This window comes from Cellulomonas sp. (assembly GCF_035634735.1).
Taxonomy (GTDB): Bacteria; Actinomycetota; Actinomycetes; order Actinomycetales; family Cellulomonadaceae; genus Cellulomonas.
Genome location: NZ_DASQCJ010000088.1, coordinates 1 through 18,353, shown reverse-complemented (window position 1 = coordinate 18,353; position 18,353 = coordinate 1). Strand labels below are relative to the sequence as shown.

The window sequence follows — 18,353 nt, the reverse complement described above, 5'->3', positions numbered from 1 at the left end:
CGGCGCCGGGCTCGTCACGCTGGCGGCGTCGCTCACGGCCTTCGACTCGGTGATCCCCGTCGCCGGCATCGCGCTGATCGTCGGCATCGACCGGTTCATGTCCGAGGGGCGCGCGCTGACCAACCTCGCGGGCAACGGGCTCGGCACGATCGTGATCGCGCGCTGGACCGGCGACCTCGACCGCGACCGGCTGCAGGCCGTGCTCGCCGACCCGGGCAGCGTCGACGTGGACGAGCTCCTGCGGGACCACGCGCACGTCGACCTCAACGCGCTGGACCGGCGGCTCGCGACGTCCGAGGAGTTCGCGCGGGAGTTCGCCGCGACGGGCGCGGCGGGGCCGGCACCGGCGGAAGCGGTCCCGGTGGCCGAACCGGCGCGCCCGGCCGCCGACCCCGCGCCGCGCGAGCCCGTCTGACCCGGGCGGCGGCAGGCGGCAGCGGGCGGCGGCGCGGTCGGGTGCGCGATGCTGGGTCGCGCACCCGCCCCCGCCGGAAGGACCCGCCCCGTGAGCGTCGTCGTCGAGACCGCCCGCCCCGACGAGGCCGCCGCCTGCGCGCGGCTGCTGGCCGACGTCCTGGGTGACGACCCGGTCATCCGGGCGATGGTCCCCGGCGACCGGGACCGCACCGCCCGGCTGGTCGCCCTGCACGTGGCCCAGCTGCGGTCCGGGCCGCTGCAGGCCGGCTCGGTCGACGTCGCGCGCGCGGAGCCCGGCGGCCCGGTGCTGGGGGTGGCGCTGTGGCACGGGCCCGGGCACGGCGCGCCGCTCGGCGAGCGACTCCGGCAGGTGCCCGCCGTCGTCCGCGCGGTCGGCCTGCGGCACCTGCCCACGTACGCCGCGCAGGGGGCCCGCTACGCGCGGCACCGGCCGGGGCGGCCGCACTGGTACCTGGAGGAGATCGCCGTCGGGCCGGACGCCCGCGGGCTCGGCGTGGGCTCCGCGCTGCTCCGGCACGGGCTGGCGCGGGTGGACGCGGCGGGCCTGCCGGCGTACCTGGAGGCGACCACCGCGGCGAGCCGCCGGCTGTACGAGCGGTTCGGCTTCGTCGCGACCGGCCCGGTCCCGGTGCGGGGCCCGCGCCCGTGGGCGATGCTTCGCGAGCCGCGGACGTCCTGACCGCGCGTCAGCTCTTCTGGGCGCCCCAGCCGTGCCAGCGCTCGACCTCCACGACGGCCGAGAACCGCGGGCTCTCCCGGTCCGGGTACGGGTGGCCGGTGTAGTGCTCGGACAGGGCGTCGATGCCCGACCGGTCGACGTCCTCGGTGATCTCGACCACCCGGCCGACGAGCGTGACGTGCGTGTACCAGTCGTCCCCGTCCAGCACGGTGAGGGTCACGCGCGGGTCCCGGCGCAGGTGCGTGAGGCGGACGCGCGTGCCGTCGAGGTTGAGCAGCACCCGGCCGTCCTCGCGCCACAGGTACCAGGTCGCGGCGGACACCGGCGTGCCGTCGGAGCGCAGGGTCGCCATGACGGCGGGGTTCGGGCGGCGGAGCAGCGCGACGGCGTCGGACGGCAGCGGGGGCGTGGCCACGGGCGGACCTCCAGGTGGGACGGGTGCGGGCGGTCCAGTCTCGCCCACCTCCAGCCCCGCCGCGCGCCCCGGCCGCGACCCACCCGCCGCGGGTCGCGCGCCCGGCCCCGCGGGTCTGCGACGATCGGGCCAGACCGACGGCGACGGGCCCACCGCGCGCTCCCGCGGCACGCCAGGAAGGGACCCGCCCATGACGCAGCCGGCAGCGACCCCGGCCCCCACGCCGGCGCCCGACCCGGACCGCCCGGCCGACCCCGCCGACCCCGCCGACCCGGACCCGGCCGGGGCCGCCGCCCCGCCCCGGCGGCGCCGCCGGCCCCGCCCGCCGAGCCCCGCCGGCGTCGTCGGCGGCACCCTGTTCGCGATGCTCGCCATGACCCCGTCGCTGCTCCCCCGCGACTGGCTGTTCCAGGCGCTGGTCTCCGGCATCTCGGCGGCGCTGGGCTACGGGCTCGGCGTGGCGCTCGCCTGGGCGCTCCGGCACGTGCCGGCCTGGCGGCGCCTGGTCGTGTCCGCGCGGCACCGGGTCCCGCCGCGCGTGCGCACCGCCGCCCGGCCGTGGCTGCTGCCGGCGCTGGCGGTCGCCGTCGTGGTCGCGCTGACGGTCATGCTGGTCCACGGCGCGCGCTGGCAGCGCGAGATGACCGCGGCGATCGGCATGCCGGGGCCGAGCACCGGCGACTGGCTGCGCGCCGGGCCGCTGCTCGTGCTGGTCGCGGCCGCGTTCGTGCTGCTGGCCCGCGGGCTGCGCTGGGTCGGCCTGCGGGTCGAGCGCGGGCTGCAGCGCTGGCTGCGGTTCCCGCGGCTGCTCGCCGGCGCGGTGGCCGTCGTGCTGGTCGCGGTGCTGACCGTCGTCCTGGTGAACGACGTGCTGCTGAGCCGGGCGCTGTCGGCGGCGGACGGCGCGTTCGCCCTGGCGAACACCGAGGACCACCCCGGCGTCACGCAGCCGCAGGCGTCGGAGCGGTCGGGGTCGCCCGGGTCGCTCGTGCCGTGGGACACCCTCGGGCGCGAGGGCCGCCGGTTCGTCGCGGAGGGGCCGACGGCCGACGAGCTCGCCGCCGCGGCCGACGGGGCGCCGACGAGCACCCCGATCCGGGTCTTCGCGGGCCTGGACAGCGCCGGCACCCCCGAGGGGCGGGCGGCCCTGGCGGTCGACGACCTGGAGCGGGCCGGCGCGTTCGACCGGGCGGTGCTGCTGCTCGTCACGACGACGGGCAGCGGCTGGGTCAACGACGCGGCCGTCTCCGCGCTGGAGCTGATGCACGGCGGCGACACCGCGACCGTCGCGACGCAGTACTCCTACCTGCCGAGCTGGCTGTCGTTCCTGGTCGACCGGTCCCGCGCCGCCGACGAGGCGCGGGCGCTCGCCGCCGCGGTCGAGGCCCGCGTGGCCGAGCTCCCCGCGGACGACCGCCCGGAGCTGCTGGCCTACGGGGAGAGCCTGGGCTCGTTCGGGTCGGAGAGCGCCTACGACTCGCTCGCCGACATCCGCGCCCGCACGGACGGCGTCCTGTGGGTCGGCCCGCCGAACTCCAACCCGGTGTGGCACGCGCTGATGGAGCGCCGCGACCCCGGCACCACGTCCGCCGCGCCGGTGTACGCGAGCGGCCTGCTGGTGCGGTTCGCCGGCGACACCGAGCAGATGGCGACGCCGCCGACGGCGTGGGAGGACCCGCGGGTGCTGTACCTGCAGCACGCGTCCGACCCGATCGTCTGGTGGGGCCCGGACCTGCTGCTCAGCCGGCCGGACTGGCTCGCCGAGCCGCAGGACGGCGAGGGCGGCCTCACCATGACCTGGTACCCGCTGGTGACGTTCTGGCAGCTGACGTTCGACCTGGTGAACTCCAAGTCGGTGCCGGACGGCCACGGGCACAACTACGACGCGCTGACCCTCGACGGCTGGGTGGCCGTCGCGGCGCCGGACGGCTGGTCGGACGCGGACACGGCGCGGGTGCGGGCCGTGCTGGAGGCGCGGCCGCCGGCGGGCTGAGGTCCGGGGGACCTCAGTCCAGCACCCAGGTGCTGTCCGGGCCGCTGCCGCGGAGCACCGCGCCGTCCGCCCGGACCGTCGACACGCCCTCGGGCAGCGGCGCCGCCCACAGCCGGCGCCCGTCGTCGAGCCCGTAGGCCGCGAGCAGCGGGGTGCCGTCGTCCGGGTCGCGCTCGGTCCGGAGCAGCGCGCGGCCGTCGGACATCAGCGCCGCGCCGACGCCCGGGTCGCCCGGCGTGGTCCACCGGTCCTCGCCGGTCGCCAGGTCGACGGCCCACACGGCGTCCCGCGTGGCCCCGTGCACGAGCCCGTCCAGCACCACGAGGTTCGTCCCCGCCTGGAGCGCGAGCGGCCGCTCCCAGACCGTCGCCCCGGTGGCCGCGTCGACGGCGCGCAGGAAGCCGTCCGGCGACGAGCCGTCGTACCGCCGGAGCAGGATCAGGTCCGGCACGGACCCGTCGTCCGGGTAGGCGGTCTCCGGGGTGCCCTCGGTCCGGACCGCCCCGTCGGTCGCCAGCACCCGGGTCCCCGTGCTGCCCGGCGCGTCGACCACGCGGTCGCCGCGCGCCAGGACCAGGTGCGCGCCGGAGCCCTCGACCGCGCCCGTGGCGGCGGCGACCGACCAGGTGACCGTGTCCCCGCCGACCCAGACGTGCCCGCCCGCGACCTCGAGCCACGGCCGGGGGTCGCCGTCCGGGACGACGAGGCCCGGCAGGTCCGCGCGCCAGGTCACCGCGGCCGGGTCACCCAGGGGTGCACTGGTCACCGCCACGCCCTCGCCCTGGGGCCGGGCCGTGACCACCGCGTCGCCGACGAGCACCGCGGACGCGCCCGCGGGCAGGTCGCCGACGTCCGCGACCCGGCCGTCCGCGAGGTCGACCCGCAGCAGCGTCCCGCGCCACTCCCGCCAGTCGAGCGGGCCGGTCAGCACCGTGCAGCCGAGGGCCGCGGCGGCCGGCGCGGCGTCCGGGACGCACCGCACGTCCCGGAACTCGCCCTCCGGCGCGGGGCCGACCAGGCGGGTGCGCCAGGCCTCGCCGCCGGTCGCGGCGTCGACGGCCACGACGTCCCACGCGCCGCCCTCCTGGATCCAGGGCAGCGCCAGCAGGCCGCCCGTCGTGCGGGTGCCCTCGGCGACGAGCATCTCCGCGCGCGACCGCGGCGGCCACGCGCGGGCGGTCAGCCCGGGCCGCACCGTCGCGCCGAGCACGCCGTCGACCCCGCGCAGCCGCTCCGCCGCGGCCTCGGCCCGCGCCTCCCCGACCGCGTGCGTCGCGACCAGCCCGGCCACGGCCAGCACCGGGACCGGCCACCAGCGCCGCAGCGCGCGCAGCAGGCCGGCGCGCCGGGCCCGGACGCGGTCCTGGCCGGCGTCCGCCCCCGCGCGCCCCGGGCGACCCGCCGCGGGCTCGTCCAGCACCACGTCCACGCGCTGCTCCCCCATGCCGCCAACCTACGGGCGCGGACCGCGCCGCGGGGGTGCTCCGGCCGGATCGACCGCGCCGGGTGAGGCGGGCGGCCCGGGTCCCGGAGGAGCGTGGGGCGCGACCCGACCACGCTCCCGGAGGGAACCACCATGCCCGGCCACCGCACGCACCCCACCCGGTTCTCCCCCCAGGAGGACCGCGACGAGGTCATCCGCAGCACGCTCGGCCGCGCGGTGCACGGCGCCGCCGACGTCGGGGAGGTGCTCGCCGCGGTCGACGGCGTGCACGTCAAGGACCACGACGCGTGGTTCGCGGCGTGGCGCGACCTGGGCGAGCGCGTCGCGGCCCAGGGCGACGCCTCCGCCGCCGGCGGGCACCGGGTCAGCGCGGCGTGGGCGTACCTGCGCGCCTCCGCCTACCTGGCCGTCGCGGTGAACGCGGTGGCCGCGCTCGAGTCGGAGGACGACCTGCTGCCGACGTTCCGCGCGCACCGCCGCGCGTGGGACGCGTGGGTCGACCACGCCGACCTCGACGTCGTCCGGGTGTCCGTCCCGTACGAGGGGGACGCGCTGCCCGGCTACCTGTTCCGCGCGCCCGGCGACGGCCCGCGCCCGACCGTGGTGGCGGTGAACGGCAGCGACGGCTCGCTCACCTCGCTGTGGGTCGAGTGCGTCGCCGCGGCGCTCGCCCGCGGGTACCACGCGCTGGTGTTCGACGGCCCCGGGCAGCAGTCGCTGCTGTTCGAGCGGGGCGTGCCGTTCCGCCCGGACTGGGAGAAGGTGCTGACGCCGGTGCTCGACGCCGTCGTGGCGCGCCCCGACGTCGACGGGGACCGGGTGGCCGTCTACGGCGTGAGCCAGGCGGGGTACTGGGTCGCGCGGGCGCTCGCCTTCGAGCACCGGCCGGTCGCCGCGGTGCTGGACCCCGGGGTGGTGTCCGTCGCCGCGTCCTGGGAGCACGAGGTGCCCGGCAGCCTGCTGCAGCTGCTGGACAAGGGCGAGGACCACGCGTTCGACCGGGACATGGCGCTCGGCATGCGGCTGTCCCGGACGACCGCCCGGACCTGGCGGTTCCGGGCCCGCCCGTACGGCGCCGACGGGTACGCGGCCACGCTGCGGGAGGTGCGCCGGTACGACGTCGCGGACGTGGCCGACCGCATCACGACGCCGCTGCTCCTCACCGACCCGGAGGGCGAGCCGTTCTGGCCCGGCCAGTCCCGCCGGCTCGCCGCGCTGACCCCGACCGTGTCGACGCTCGCGCCGTTCACCGCCGCCGAGGGCGCGGACGGCCACTGCCAGCCGCTCGCCCGCTCCCTGACCGACCAGCGGGTCTTCGACTGGCTGGACGGCTACCTGCGGGACTGACCCGCGGCCGGCGGCGGCGCCGCGCTCCCCCGGCGCACCAGCCACGGCAGGGCCGACGACAGCGTGGGCCGCCGGTCGCCCGCGAGCTGCGCCGCCAGCAGGCCGAACGCGCGCTCGCCGAGCGCCTCGAAGTCCTGGTGCACGGTGGTCAGCCCCGGCCGCCACACCTCGGCGAGCGGGTGGTCGTCGAACCCGACGACGCTGACGTCCTCCGGCACCCGGCGCCCGGCCTCCTCCAGCCCGCGGATGACGCCCATCGCCACCTCGTCGTTGCCGCAGAACACCGCGGTGACGCCGGGGTCGGCGCCGAGCTCGCGGCCGATCGCGATGCCCGACCGCGCCCCGAACGAGTCCGCGAGCCGCACCGGGGGCACCTCGGCACCCGCGGCCTCGAGCACCCGGCGCCAGCCGGTGGTGCGCCCGTCCTCGGCGCGGGACGGCGGGACGGCGACGTGGTGCACGGTGCGGTGGCCGAGGTCGAGCAGGTAGCGCACCAGCTCGGCGGCGCCGGACTCCTCGTCGAGGACCACCTGCGGGTGCCGGCCGTCCGCCTCGCCCGACACCGCGACGACCGGGACGTCGGCGGGCAGCGCGTCGAGCACCGCCACGCCGACCGCGTCGAACTTGAGCACGACGATCCCCGCGAGCGGCAGCTGGAGCGCCACCTGGACCGCGCGGTCGATCTCCTCCGGGTCCCGGCTCTCGACCACCGAGATCACCACCGGGTGCCCCGCGGCGCGCGCGGCCGTCTCGACGCCCTTGATGGTCGTCGAGTAGCCGTGCACCGCGGTCTCCGAGGTCATCACCGCGACCTGGTCCCGCCGCCCGGACACCAGGGCCCGCGCGGTGGCGCTCGGCCGGTACCGCAGCGCCTCGATGGCGTCGAGCACCCGCTGCCGGCGCTCCGGGCTAACCCGCGCCGCGCCGGTGAGGACGCGGGACACGGTCGGCACGGAGACGCCGGCGGCGCGGGCGACGTCGCTGATGCTGGCGGGCCGGGCGGGGGTGGGCACCGCCGCAGCCGCCCCCGCGCCGCCGTCGTCCTCGACGAGCCCCGTCCCGGTCATGCCCCCATCGTGGCCGGTCACCCGCGCGCACCTCCAGCGTCCGCGCCGGTGGGGGCGTCGATCAGCCACGGCCGGACCGCGACCGCGACCAGCCGCGCGCCCGGACCGGGCCGACCCGGGACGCCCCCGACGACCAGGGGGCCGCCGCCGGGGACGAGCGGCACCACGACGCCGACCTCGTCGGGCGAGTCGTGGTGCACGGTGTGGTGCACCGGCACCACGGCCTCGGCCCCCGCCTGCCCGACCCGCAGGTGCTGCACGACGGCGTCGGTGTTGTACTCGTGCCCCGACAGCCGGTGGGCGTTGGCGACGGTCAGCGTGACGAGGTGGTCCCCCGCGGGCAGGCCGCCGACGTCGAGCGCGGCGGCGCCGTCGCCGGTGAGGCCGACCACCGCCGCGGGCGCTCCCCCGGCGAGCGCCGCGGACCCGGTCAGCGCCAGGTCCGCCGCGCCGGCCGCGAGCGCCGGGGCGTCGGGCAGGGGCTCGACCTCGAGCGCCGCCACCGCGATCGGGCCGTCGGCGGCCACGACCTCGACCTGCGCCACCCCGGCCGACAGCGCCACCGCCGCGCCGTCGGGCACGGGCCGGCCGTCGACCAGCACGGTCGGGGTCCCGGCGGCGCCGGCCGCGGCCCCGGGCACCACGCGCACCGCGTGCGCCCCGGCCCGCGCCGCGACGACGAAGAACGTCAGCCGCTCCCCCGCCGGCACCGCGACGGCCCACGCCCCCGCGGCCCGGCAGCCGGCCGACCGGCGCGCGAGCACCGCGTCGTACCGCGCCGCCCCGGGCGCGACGGCCCGCACCCGCAGGTGGTCGACCGCGAGCGGCGCGTCGCCGGCGCCCCGGACCTCGACGGCGTGCGCCCCCGCCGCGAGCGGCAGCAGCACGTCGGCCCGGCCGGTGTACCGCGGCTCCAGCGTCGCCGGCAGATCGAGCGGCACGGGCTCGCCGCCGTCGACCCGCAGCTCGGCGCGCCCCGGCACCCCGGTGGTGCCGTACCCGAGGCCCACCACGTGCGCGCCGGCCGCGGGCACCACGACGTCGAAGGTCACCGTGCCCGTCCCCGGCGCCAGCGCGAGCACGGAGGCGGCGCCGGTGCCGTGGTAGTGCTGCGGGTCGTCGCCGTGCCGCACGAGCGCGCCGTCGGCGACCCGCGCCGGGTCGACGCCCACCGTGGCCTGCCACGGCCCGAGGGGGTCGCCGCCACCCGCCGGCGCATCGCCCGCGTCGCCCGCGGGCACCAGGTCCACCCGCCGCACCGCCGCCGCGTCGCCGCCGGCGAGGCGCACCACGGCCACCCCGTCCGGACCCGCCGTCAGCACGCCGTCGGCCTCGACCGGCGGCGCCTCCAGCACGCCCTGGTAGCCGCTCCACGCCGCGACCGCGACCCGCCGCCGGTACCGCGCGCCCGGTGCCAGCCCGGCCACCGTCAGCTCGACCGCGTCGGCCGTCCCACCGACCAGCGCGGTCGCCGCGCCGTCGCCGTCGACCGCGGCGAGCACCCGCAGCGAGTCCCGAACCCCCGGGTGCGGCACGGTCGCCGCGACGGTCTCGCCGCGCAGCGACGCGTACCAGTGCAGCAGCCACCAGCCCGCGTTCGGCCGGGCGGCGCCGACGGCGTGGTCGTCGAGGTTGCCCGCGAGCGTCCAGTACGCGAGGTCCGCGTCGACCTTGGTGGTCTCGAACGCCTCGGCCCACAGCAGCAGCGGCGCCGGCACCGACATGTCCCGCCGGTTGCCGTACTCGTCGATGTTCACCGGCGCCGGGCCGATCCCGAGCTCGCGCTCCAGGGCGCGCAGGTGGTCCAGGTGCGCCCGGTACGTCTCCATCGTGCGCGGCTGCAGCTCGTGCCACGACACGACGTCCGGCAGCGTGCCGGCCTCCCGGGCGTGGGTCAGCACGTCCCGGACCCGCCGCGGGTGGTAGTCCGCCTCGTTCGGCCCGGCGATCCGGCCGCCCGGGTGCTCGGCGCGGATCACCGCGACCGCCGCGTCCCAGTCGGCGAGGAACCGGTCCCGGCCCGCGTCGGACCAGTCGGCGTACCAGATCCAGTCCGGCTCGTTGAACGGCACCCACACCAGCCGGTCCCGCTCCGGGTGGCCGGCGGTGGCCCGCACCGCGTCCCGCAGCACGTCGAGGTAGGCGGCGATGCCGACCTCCTCGTACGGCCACTGCCGCAGCGCGTCCTGCACGTACACGTAGACGTCCGCGCCGCCGGCGGCCACGAAGCCGTCCAGCAGCTCCAGCGCGTCGCCGCCCGGGTGCTGCAGGCCGCCCGGCGACTTCTGCGCGACGGTCCGCGGCCGGACGCCCGCCAGCAGCGCCGGCGCCGGGACGCCGGGCTCGACCAGGCCGTAGAGCATCCCGGTCGCGCCGCCGTGCACCGCGCCGGTGCGCGCGGCCAGGTCGACCCGCGCCCGCTGCACCGGGGCGCCGCGGGTCAGCCGCAGCGTCCGCGCGGCCGGCTCGTCGCCCGCGGCCTCGACGACCAGCACGCCGCGGTCGGCGTCCCACCGGGTCGCCCACGCCGCGAGCCGGGTGGGGAACGTCGTCGTGACCACGAGGTCGTGCCCCGCGTGCTGCGGCAGCGGCACCTCGACCGTCGCCGGCGCGCCGGGGCGGCGCCACAGCGTGAGGTGCGTGGCGTCCGCGGCGTCGACCGCGGCGGCCACCCAGGGCGCCGCCCACTGCTCGACGCCCAGCGGCCAGCGCGCGTCGCCGGTCGCCACGTCGGACCGCAGCCGCTTGTGCGCGGCCACCGCCTCGGCGACCAGCGAGCGCTGGGCCGGGGTCATGGCGTCGACCCGGCCGGACAGGTACATCCGGCCGAGCATCCCGGTGCAGAGCGTGAACGCGATGCCCTCGTCCGTCATCTCCGGCTGCGGGTACGCCCAGGAGCCGGCCTGCTCGGGCAGCATCGCCAGCGGCGCCGCGGCCGCGATCGGCGGGTACGCCAGCGGGTCCTGCTGGTCGGAGGTCGACTGGAGCGGCAGCAGCCGCAGGAGCTCCGGGTCGGCCCGCATGGCGCCCGACGAGCAGTTCTCCAGGAGCAGGTCCGGGTGCCGCTCCAAGACGCCCTCGAGCCAGTCCCGGTGCGCCGCGGCGTGCCCGACCAGGCCGTCCGCGGGGCTGTCCGCCCCGACGTCGGTGCCCGCGACCGGGTTGACGTTGTAGTCCAGCTTGAAGAACCCGACGCCCATCGCGACGAGCCGGTCCACGGCCTCGTCCACGTGCGCCCGGGCCGCGGGGTGCCGCAGGTCCAGGTGGTACCGGCCGTGCTCGACCAGCCGCTCGCCGTTGCGCTGCAGGAACGCGTCGGCGGGCAGCAGGTCGGCGACCGGGCTGGTCACCCCGACCACCTCCGGCTCCAGCCACAGGCCCGGGATGAGGCCGCGGTCGGCGATCCGGTCGAGCAGGGCCTGCAGGCCGCCGCCGGGGAACCGGGTGGTCGACGGCTGCCAGGCGCCGACGCTCCACCACCAGCCGTCGGTGTCGTCGTACCAGCCGCAGTCGATGCAGAACACCTCGGCGCCGGCGTCGGCCGCGGCGTCCACCAGGGGCGTGACCTTGTCCGTCGTCGGGTCGCCCATGAGCGTGTTCATGTAGTCGTTGAACACCACGCGCAGCGCGGCGTTGTCCGGGTGCGGGCGGCGGACCGCGCGGCGCACGCCGGTCAGCCCGGCGACCGCGCCGTCCAGGTCGGCGCCCACGGCGACCGCGACCGCCGGGGACGCGTGCTCCTCCCCCGGCTCGAGCACCCGGCTCCAGCCGTGGTCGAGGTCGGTCGGCCCGGACAGCGCGAGGTACGCGCCGGCCACGTGCTCGCCGACCTCCCAGCGCCACCCGGCGGTCGACTCGACCTGCCAAGCCCACGCGCCCGCCGGACCCGCGAGCACCCCGACCGGCTGCGCGTCGCCGGTCGACCACAGGCCCCGCGAGGCCCGGGACAGCGTGCCGCGGGCGCCGCCGTGCGCGGCGACCCGGACGTCCGGCACCCCGGCGTCGCGCAGCGGGAGCGTGCGCCAGCGGCTCTCGCCGACCCACTGGTTCGCGGCCAGGCTGACCGCGAGCGCGTCGGGGTCCCCGGTGCCGCCCGCCCCCACCGCGAGCGCGAGCGGGGCGACGGCGAGCAGCTGCCGGGGGCCGGGCGCGCCGGGGTCGACCGCGGTCGTGGCCCGGGCCCGAACCGCGGCGACGCCGTCCCACAGCTCCAGCCGCAGGGCGACCCGCAGCGAGCCGCCCTCCTCGGCCTGGTCGACGACGAGGACCTGCCGGTCGCCGTCCCGGTCCAGCCGGTGCCCGGCGTACCGCAGCCGGGCGCTCACCGTGCCGCCGGACAGCCGGTCCGCGGCCGGCGTCCGGCCGGCGTCCACGGTGACCACCTCGACGGCGGGCTGCGACGCGGGCAGGTCGTGGCCCGCGCCCGGGGCGCCGAGCCGGAGCACCCGGACCGGCGCGTCGGGCGCGTGGGCGAGGACGACCTCGACCACGTCGTTGGCGAGGGTGACGGTCCCGGCGGCCACGGCGGTGCCGGGGCCGGCGTCGGGGCTGAGGTCGGCGCTCACTTGACGGCTCCCGAGGTGACACCGGAGATGATCCGGCGCTGGGCGACCGCGAACACGACGATCATGGGCAGGCTCATGAGCACCACGTACGCGAAGATCAGGTTCCAGTTGTTGACGTACTGGGCCGCGCTGGCGACCTTGTACAGGTTGAGGGGCAGCGTGGTGGTGTCCCCGCCGCCGAGCACGAAGAACGTGTAGAAGACCTCGTTCCAGATGGACAGCGTGGTCAGGATGGCGGCGGTCGCGATCACCGGGCGCAGCATCGGCAGCACGATCCGGGTGAACAGCTGGAACGGCGTCGTGCCGTCCAGCCGGGCGGCCTCCTCCAGCTCGATCGGCAGGTTCCGTACGAAGCCGGTGACGAAGAAGATCACCGTGCCCATGAACATGCCGGTGTAGACGCCGACCATGCCGACCGCGGTGCCCTGCAGGCCGAGGCTGCGGACCGTGAGCACGGTGGTGATGACCGCGGGCGGCAGCACGATGCTGCTGATGCCGACCGTGTAGAGGACCGCGTTCCACCGGCCGGTGCGCCGGGCGAGCACCCAGGACGCGGCCGAGCCGAGCACCAGGAGCAGCACCACGGCCGGGACGGTGACGAGCAGGCTGCCGCCCAGCGCGAGCAGGACCTCGCCCTGGCTGATCACCTGGCGCAGGTTGTCCCCGAGGGCGAGCTCGGTCGGCAGGCTCAGGTCGGGGCGGGCGGCCTCGGCGGTGGTCTTGGACGCCGTGACGAGCACGAGCCACAGCGGGACGCCGACGACGACCGCCGCGAGCAGCACCACGAGGACGTCGTGCAGCACGCGGCCGGCGGTGCGGCGGCCGGAGCCGGGGCCGCCCGGGCGGCGGGCGCGGGCGGGCCGGCGGGCGGCGCGGGCCGCGGGCGCGGCGAGGGTGGCGGGGGTGGCGGTCACAGGACGTTCTCCCGGCGGCGCAGGTACAGGATCACGGGCAGCGCGACGATCACCACGGTCAGGAACAGCACCAGGCTCATCGTCGTGGCCTGGGCGTACAGGCCCTGGCCGAACGTGCGGAAGATGAAGATGTTCAGCAGCTCGGTGCTCCGGGCGGGGCCGCCGTTGGTCAGCGCCGTCGCGGTGTCGAAGCCGTTCATCGACCCGAGCAGGGCGGTCGCGACGTTGAACGTGACGGCCGGGGCGAGCAGCGGGAACCGGACGCTCCACAGCGTCCGCCACCAGGAGGCGCCGTCGATCCGCGCCGCCTCCAGCACGTCGGTCGGCATCGTCTTGAGGCCGGCCATGAAGATCAGCATGGACAGGCCCATCCACTTCCAGGCCTGCACCACCGACACCACGACGATCGTCCAGGTCGTGCTGCCGAGCCACGCGATGGACACGTCGGTGCCGGTCAGCGCGCCGAGCACGCCGTTCAGCGCGCCGTCGGGGCGCAGCAGCGCCTGGAACACGTAGCCGACGGCGAGCGGGGACAGCAGCACGGGGAGGAAGAACACGATGCGCGCGCCCCGGTTGACCCGGGTGTCGCCCTCCAGCAGCAGGGCCAGCACGAAGCCGAGCCCGTTCTGCAGCAGCGCCACCAGCAGCGCCCAGACGAGCGTGACCCGCAGCGACGACAGCAGGGAGCCGTCCGCGAACAGCCGCTGGAAGTTCTGCGTGCCGACGAAGCCGAAGCCCTGCTTGAAGGCCGACCAGTCGGTGAACGCGTAGACGAAGTTCAGCAGCGTCGGGACCAGGAAGAACACCAGCAGCGCGGCGAACGCCGGCCACAGCATCCAGGACGGGTACGAGACGGCGCGGCGCCGGCGTGCGGCCGGGGCCGCGGCCCGCCCGGCCGCGGCGGGCGCGGTCCGGGCGGGCGCGGGTGCGGTGGTGGCCATCGGCTCAGAAGCCCTCGGCGCCCTGGGCCTGGGCGAGCTGCGCGAACTGCTGCTGCGTCGCGTCGGCGACCTGCTCCGGCGTCATCTCGCCGTACAGCAGCGAGGCCAGGTTGATGTACAGATCGGGGTTCGCGATCGCGAGCGACTGCATCGAGCCCACCGAGTTGCCGAGCGAGGCCGCGATGTCCTGGGCGAGCTGCGGGACGGTGTCCGGGTTCGGCACGTCGGTGACGATCGACACCAGGCCGCCGTCCTCGATGTACGTCGGGTAGTAGTCGGTCATCAGGAACGTGAGGAACTGCTTGGCCGCGGCCTCGCGCTCCGCGTCGCCGGTCTTGAACGCGACGATGCCGTTCTTGTTGTCCGGGATCGTCGTGGCGACGGTGCCCTCGGCCGAGATCGGGAACCAGCCGAGCGTGTCGTCGATCTCCTGCGCGTCGTACTGGGTGAGCAGCTGCTCGAGCAGGGCGTTCACCTGGAGCGCCATCGCGCCCTCGCCGGCGAACAGGTGCGCCGACTGGTCCTCGAACGTCGCCGTCCGCAGGTCGGCGTTGTACAGGCCCTCGTCGACCATCCCCTGGTAGGTCGTGATCGCGTCGATGATCGGGCTGTCCGTGAACGCCGTCTCCCCCGCGTTCACCTCGTCCCACAGCCCGTCCTGGGCCGCCTCGGCCAGCTGCATCTGCACCGCCCACTGGGTCGGCCACTGCGCCCCGCCGGCCTCGACGAACGCGGTCCCGCCGCCGGCCTGGATCGTGCGGGCGTCCTCGAGCATCTCGTCCCAGGTCTGCGGGAGCTCGGTGATGCCGTACTGCTCGAACACCGCCTTGTTGTAGTAGACGCCCATCACCGACGGCGAGGACACGATCGCCGCGTACCGGGTGTCGTCCACGAAGCCGGCGATGTCCCGCACCGCCGGGTCCATCGAGTCGAGCCAGGGGGCGTCGTCGAGGGGCAGCAGGTTCGCCGGCGCCTGGAGCGCGGTGAGCATGCTCGTGGTCGGCTGCCAGGACGCGAGGTCCGGGATGTCGCCGGTGGCCACGCGGGTCTGCAGGTTCTGCTCGTACGGGTCCGGGTACGTGACGCGCTTGATCGTCGCGCCCGTCTCCTCCTGGAACGCCTCGATGGCGCCGTCCAGGGGTCCGCCGGCGGTGCCGCCGCCGAACGTGATCGTCACGCCGGACAGGTCCGCCGTGGCGTCGTTCCAGGTGCTCGCGGCGTCGTCGCCGCCGTCGCCGCTGCTGCTGGTGAGGTCGCCGCCGGCGCAGCTGGTGAGCAGCAGGGCGGCGCCCGCCGCAGCCGCTACGGCCAGCGTCCGGGCAGATCGGGTCGCGCGCATGGTTCTCCGTCCGTCGTCATCGTTGTCGAGGCACTCGCCGGCTGCGTCCGTCGCTGGAGGCACCGGCCGGGCCGCGGGACGCTGGGGGGTCGCCCTTGCGCGTCTGTGAAATCGCTATCACGCGGCGTGATAACGCTATCAGGCCGATGCCGGGGCGACAACCACCCCGAACCGGACACCCCGGCGCGCTCCCGCCCGCACGCCCGCATCCGCGCTCCCGACGCGCGCCCCTGCCCTCGCGCTCCCGCCGCACGTCTGCCTCCGCGCCCCCTCCCGCGCCCTTGCCCCCGCCCCCCGCCGGCGCTCCTGCCCCCCCGTGCCCCCTCCCGCGCACCTGCCCCCGCGCACCCTCCGCGCGGCCCTTCCGCCGAGATGGCAGCTCTCGGCTGCGTGCGCCCGCTCGCCCGCAGCCGAGAGCTGCCATCTCGGCGCGGGTCACCCGCGCGCAGGGGGGGTGCGGGTGCGCGCGGCCGGCGTGCGGGCGAGGGTGGCGGCATGGGCAGCGACGCGGGCGAGGGCACGGGCACGAGCACGAGCACCGGCACGGGCGTGCGGGTGGTCGTCGTCGGGCAGGTCGGGCGGGACCTCGTGCTGACCGTCGACGGGGTGCCGGACGCGGGCGGCTCGGCGGACGTGCGCGGACGGTCGGAGCTGCTCGGCGGCAAGGGCGCGAACCAGGCGCGGGCCTGCGCGCAACTGGGGGCCGCCGCGGAGCTGGTGGGGGTGGTCGGCGACGACGACGCCGGGCGGTCGGTGCGCGACGAGGCGCGGGCGGCCGGGCTCGGCGTCGACGGGGTGGTCGTGCGGCGCGGGGCGCGGACCGCGCTGCTGGTCGACGTCGTCGGGCCCCCGGGCGAGCGCCGGCTGCTCGAGCACGTCGAGCCCGCCGTGCTGCTCACCCCGGCCGACGTCGCCGCGTCGGCCGACCCGCTCCGCGCCGCCGACGCCGTCCTGCTCCAGCTGCAGCAGCCCCCGGCCGCGCTCCACGCGGCCCTCCGCGCGCTCGCTCCCCCGCCGGGATCGAGCGGTTCCGCCGAGGCCGAGGGCTCCCGGGAGCCGAGCGCCGGGAGACCCTCGACCTCGGCGAGCGGGGCCGCGCCGCTCGTGGTGGCCGACGGGGCGACCGCCGACCGCGCGCTGCTGGGCGCGCTGCTCGCCGCGGGGGCCGTGCTGCGGGCCGACGCCGCGGAGGCCGCGACGCTCGCCGGGCGGCCGGTGCGCGGCGTCGCGGACGCGGTCGCGGCCGCCACCGACCTCGTCGCCCGCGGCGCCCGGGTCGTCCGGCTCGCCGCCGGGGCGGACGGGGACGTGGTCGCCTGGCCGGGCGGGCACGTGGTCACGCCGCTGCTCGGCGGGGACCCGGTGGACCCCACCGGCGCCGGCGACGCGTCGACCGCCGCGCTGGCCGTGGCCCTGGCGAGCGGCCGCGAGCCGGCGGAGGCGGCGTGGTGGGCCGCGGTCGCGGCGCGCCGGACGGTCGGGCACCCGGGCGGCCGGCCCGACCTGGACGCGGCGACGGTCGCGGCGGAGGCGGCCGGGGCCCGCGCGGCGCACGGCTGACACCCCGGCGGCCTGCGGCCGGGCGCCCCGGCCGCCGCCCTGCGCGCCACGCCGGGCCGGCCGCCGCTCCTGCGCCCCGCCCGCAACCTCCGCGCGCGGCGTGGACGCCCGTCGACCGGCGGGACCGGGCGGGCTAGCGTGCGGCGCGTGGCACGCACCTACTCGCACGTCGTCATCGGGGCCGGCGCGGTCGGCTCGGCCGCCGCCTACTGGCTCGTCCGCGCGGGCGCGGAGCGGGTGCTGGTCGTCGAGCAGTTCGACCTGGTCAACGCGCTCGGCTCGTCCGGCGACCACTCCCGGATCATCCGGCGGTCCTACCACCGGCCCGAGTACGTCCACCTGACCGACGCGATGTACGCCGCGTGGGACCGGGTCGAGCGCGAGTCCGGCCTGCCGCTGCTCACCCGCACCGGCGGGCTCGACCTCGCCCCGCCGACCGCCGACGGCGCCGACCGCCTGGCCGTGTTCCGGGACGCGATGGCCGCCGGCGGCGCGCGGTTCGAGGACCTGTCGACCGCCGACCTGCGCGACCGGTACCCGCAGTGGCGGGTGCCCGACGGCACGACCGCGCTGTTCCAGGCGGACGCGGGGCTGATCGACATCCGCCGCTCGGTGTCCGCGCACACGTCGCTCGCGCTGGCGGCGGGGGTCGAGTTCTGGCCGCGCACCCGGGTCACCGGGGTGGACGTGCGCGACGGCGGGGTGACGGTCCGGACCTCGGCGGGCGACGTCGAGGCCGGCGGGCTGGTCGTGGCCGCGGCCTCCTGGCTCGGCGACCTGATGCCCGACCTCGGGCTGGACTTCCGGCTGACGCTGTCCGAGGAGCAGGTCGACTACGTCGCGTCGGCGCGGCTCGCCGACTTCACGCCGGAGAAGTTCCCGATCTGGGTGTGGCACGGCGACGAGGTGATGTACGGCTTCCCCGTCTACGGCGAGGCGGCGGTGAAGATCGCCCGGGACATGCGCGGGCACTTCGTCACGAGCGAGGGCCGCACGCACCACGCGGACCCGGCGACGACCGAGCGGTCCCGCGAGTTCCTGGCGCGGCACCTGCCCGCCGCGGCGGGACCCGCGCTGCGCAGCGCCGTCTGCGTGTACGACATGCCGCCGGACCGGGAGTTCGTGCTGGACACCGTGCCCGGGCACCCGCACGTCGCGGTGTTCAACGGGGCGGGGCACGGCGGCAAGTTCGCCGGCCTCGTCGGCTCGGTGCTGGCGGACCTGGTCACCGCCGGGTCCACGCCGCACGACATCAGGCTGTTCTCCCTGACCCGGCCCGCGATCACCGACCCCGGGTACGCCGCGGACTTCGGCCTGCACGCCTGAGCCCTCGCGGCAGCGCCGCGCGGCACCCCGCGCAGCAGCCCGCGAGGCTCACGCCGGCCCGGCCCCCGGCCCCGCCGTCCCGCCGAGCCCGAGCACGGCCAGCCCGCTGCCGTCGCTCTGCTCGAACACCGGCCGGTCCCGCCCGCACCGGGCGCAGACCTCGTACAGCGCCTGGGCGCCGCCCTTCTCCGGGTTCCGCCGCACGCGCCAGGCGTGCCGTCCGACCGTGCACCGCAGCGACATCGTCGTCGCCCCCCTCCCGTGGACCGGTGCGACCACGGTCCCGCGGCGGCGCCGGGCCGTCAACCGCCCGGTCGGGTCACCG

14 protein-coding genes are annotated in these 18,353 nt (G+C 77.8%); 6 read left to right on the top strand and 8 right to left on the bottom strand.

Annotated elements, in window-relative coordinates; all coding sequences use genetic code 11:
• Both VER05_RS08050 and VER05_RS08045 read left to right on the top strand, forming a co-directional pair.
• The coding region (locus tag VER05_RS08050; RefSeq protein WP_324844854.1) for a cation:dicarboxylate symporter family transporter at positions 1-415 on the top strand (415 nt) is incomplete at its 5' end.
• 90 nt (positions 416-505) lie between these two features.
• Positions 506-1,117 carry a GNAT family N-acetyltransferase gene (locus tag VER05_RS08045; protein WP_324844853.1) on the top strand — a complete coding sequence of 204 codons (612 nt, stop codon included), beginning with the start codon at positions 506-508 and terminating at the stop codon, positions 1,115-1,117.
• A 7-nt stretch (positions 1,118-1,124) separates the two neighbouring features.
• On the opposite strand, the gene VER05_RS08040 is transcribed toward VER05_RS08045, so the two are convergent.
• Positions 1,125-1,532 (bottom strand): PPOX class F420-dependent oxidoreductase, encoded by a 408-nt coding sequence (locus VER05_RS08040; RefSeq protein WP_324844852.1) that lies wholly within the window; start codon positions 1,530-1,532, stop codon positions 1,125-1,127.
• A 190-nt stretch (positions 1,533-1,722) separates the two neighbouring features.
• Between VER05_RS08040 and VER05_RS08035 the strand changes: the two genes are divergently transcribed.
• Entirely contained in the window at positions 1,723-3,525 is a 1,803-nt protein-coding gene (locus VER05_RS08035; protein ID WP_324844851.1) for an alpha/beta hydrolase, read from the top strand.
• Positions 3,526-3,538: 13 nt separating this feature from the next.
• Here VER05_RS08035 and VER05_RS08030 read toward each other — a convergent pair whose 3' ends face one another.
• A complete protein-coding gene (locus VER05_RS08030; protein ID WP_324844850.1) occupies positions 3,539-4,969 on the bottom strand; it encodes a PQQ-binding-like beta-propeller repeat protein in 1,431 nt (476 codons plus the stop codon).
• Between the two features lie 132 nt (positions 4,970-5,101).
• Here VER05_RS08030 and VER05_RS08025 point away from each other — a divergent pair, with 132 nt between their 5' ends.
• Positions 5,102-6,316: a dipeptidyl aminopeptidase gene (locus tag VER05_RS08025; protein ID WP_324844849.1), complete on the top strand. Its 1,215-nt coding sequence runs from the start codon at positions 5,102-5,104 to the stop codon at positions 6,314-6,316.
• Here the strand turns inward: VER05_RS08025 and VER05_RS08020 are convergent.
• Genes VER05_RS08020 through VER05_RS08000 form a run of 5 tightly spaced genes read right to left on the bottom strand, consistent with a single transcriptional unit; the run spans position 6,301 to position 15,142 of the window.
• Positions 6,301-7,383 carry a LacI family DNA-binding transcriptional regulator gene (locus VER05_RS08020; protein ID WP_324844848.1) on the bottom strand — a complete coding sequence of 361 codons (1,083 nt, stop codon included), beginning with the start codon at positions 7,381-7,383 and terminating at the stop codon, positions 6,301-6,303. The genes VER05_RS08025 and VER05_RS08020 overlap by 16 nt on opposite strands.
• 17 nt (positions 7,384-7,400) lie before the next feature.
• Positions 7,401-11,948: an alpha-galactosidase gene (locus VER05_RS08015; RefSeq protein WP_324844847.1), complete on the bottom strand. Its 4,548-nt coding sequence runs from the start codon at positions 11,946-11,948 to the stop codon at positions 7,401-7,403.
• Positions 11,945-12,862 (bottom strand): carbohydrate ABC transporter permease, encoded by a 918-nt coding sequence (locus VER05_RS08010; RefSeq protein ID WP_324844846.1) that lies wholly within the window; start codon positions 12,860-12,862, stop codon positions 11,945-11,947. Before VER05_RS08010 ends, VER05_RS08015 begins: the two co-directional genes overlap by 4 nt.
• Positions 12,859-13,803 (bottom strand): sugar ABC transporter permease, encoded by a 945-nt coding sequence (locus tag VER05_RS08005; protein ID WP_324844845.1) that lies wholly within the window; start codon positions 13,801-13,803, stop codon positions 12,859-12,861. Before VER05_RS08005 ends, VER05_RS08010 begins: the two co-directional genes overlap by 4 nt.
• A 4-nt stretch (positions 13,804-13,807) precedes the next feature.
• Positions 13,808-15,142: an ABC transporter substrate-binding protein gene (locus VER05_RS08000; protein ID WP_324844844.1), complete on the bottom strand. Its 1,335-nt coding sequence runs from the start codon at positions 15,140-15,142 to the stop codon at positions 13,808-13,810.
• 495 nt (positions 15,143-15,637) lie between these two features.
• Between VER05_RS08000 and VER05_RS07995 the strand changes: the two genes are divergently transcribed.
• Positions 15,638-16,702 (top strand): PfkB family carbohydrate kinase, encoded by a 1,065-nt coding sequence (locus tag VER05_RS07995; RefSeq protein ID WP_324844843.1) that lies wholly within the window; start codon positions 15,638-15,640, stop codon positions 16,700-16,702.
• A 147-nt stretch (positions 16,703-16,849) separates the two neighbouring features.
• Positions 16,850-18,028 (top strand): N-methyl-L-tryptophan oxidase, encoded by a 1,179-nt coding sequence (gene solA / locus VER05_RS07990; RefSeq protein ID WP_324844842.1) that lies wholly within the window; start codon positions 16,850-16,852, stop codon positions 18,026-18,028.
• 48 nt (positions 18,029-18,076) lie between these two features.
• Here solA and VER05_RS07985 read toward each other — a convergent pair whose 3' ends face one another.
• Positions 18,077-18,232 carry a hypothetical protein gene (locus VER05_RS07985; protein WP_324844841.1) on the bottom strand — a complete coding sequence of 52 codons (156 nt, stop codon included), beginning with the start codon at positions 18,230-18,232 and terminating at the stop codon, positions 18,077-18,079.
• Positions 18,233-18,353 lie beyond the last annotated feature (121 nt).

What these genes read in the sequence shown, in the direction of transcription:
- VER05_RS08035 (WP_324844851.1), top strand. Translation starts at nt 1,723, where the DNA reads ATGACGCAGCCGGCAGCGACCCCGGCCCCCACGCCGGCGCCCGACCCG.
- VER05_RS08030 (WP_324844850.1), bottom strand. Translation starts at nt 4,969, where the DNA reads ATGGGGGAGCAGCGCGTGGACGTGGTGCTGGACGAGCCCGCGGCGGGT.
- VER05_RS08025 (WP_324844849.1), top strand. Translation starts at nt 5,102, where the DNA reads ATGCCCGGCCACCGCACGCACCCCACCCGGTTCTCCCCCCAGGAGGAC.
- VER05_RS08020 (WP_324844848.1), bottom strand. Translation starts at nt 7,383, where the DNA reads ATGACCGGGACGGGGCTCGTCGAGGACGACGGCGGCGCGGGGGCGGCT.
- VER05_RS08005 (WP_324844845.1), bottom strand. Translation starts at nt 13,803, where the DNA reads ATGGCCACCACCGCACCCGCGCCCGCCCGGACCGCGCCCGCCGCGGCC.
- VER05_RS08000 (WP_324844844.1), bottom strand. Translation starts at nt 15,142, where the DNA reads ATGCGCGCGACCCGATCTGCCCGGACGCTGGCCGTAGCGGCTGCGGCG.
- VER05_RS07995 (WP_324844843.1), top strand. Translation starts at nt 15,638, where the DNA reads ATGGGCAGCGACGCGGGCGAGGGCACGGGCACGAGCACGAGCACCGGC.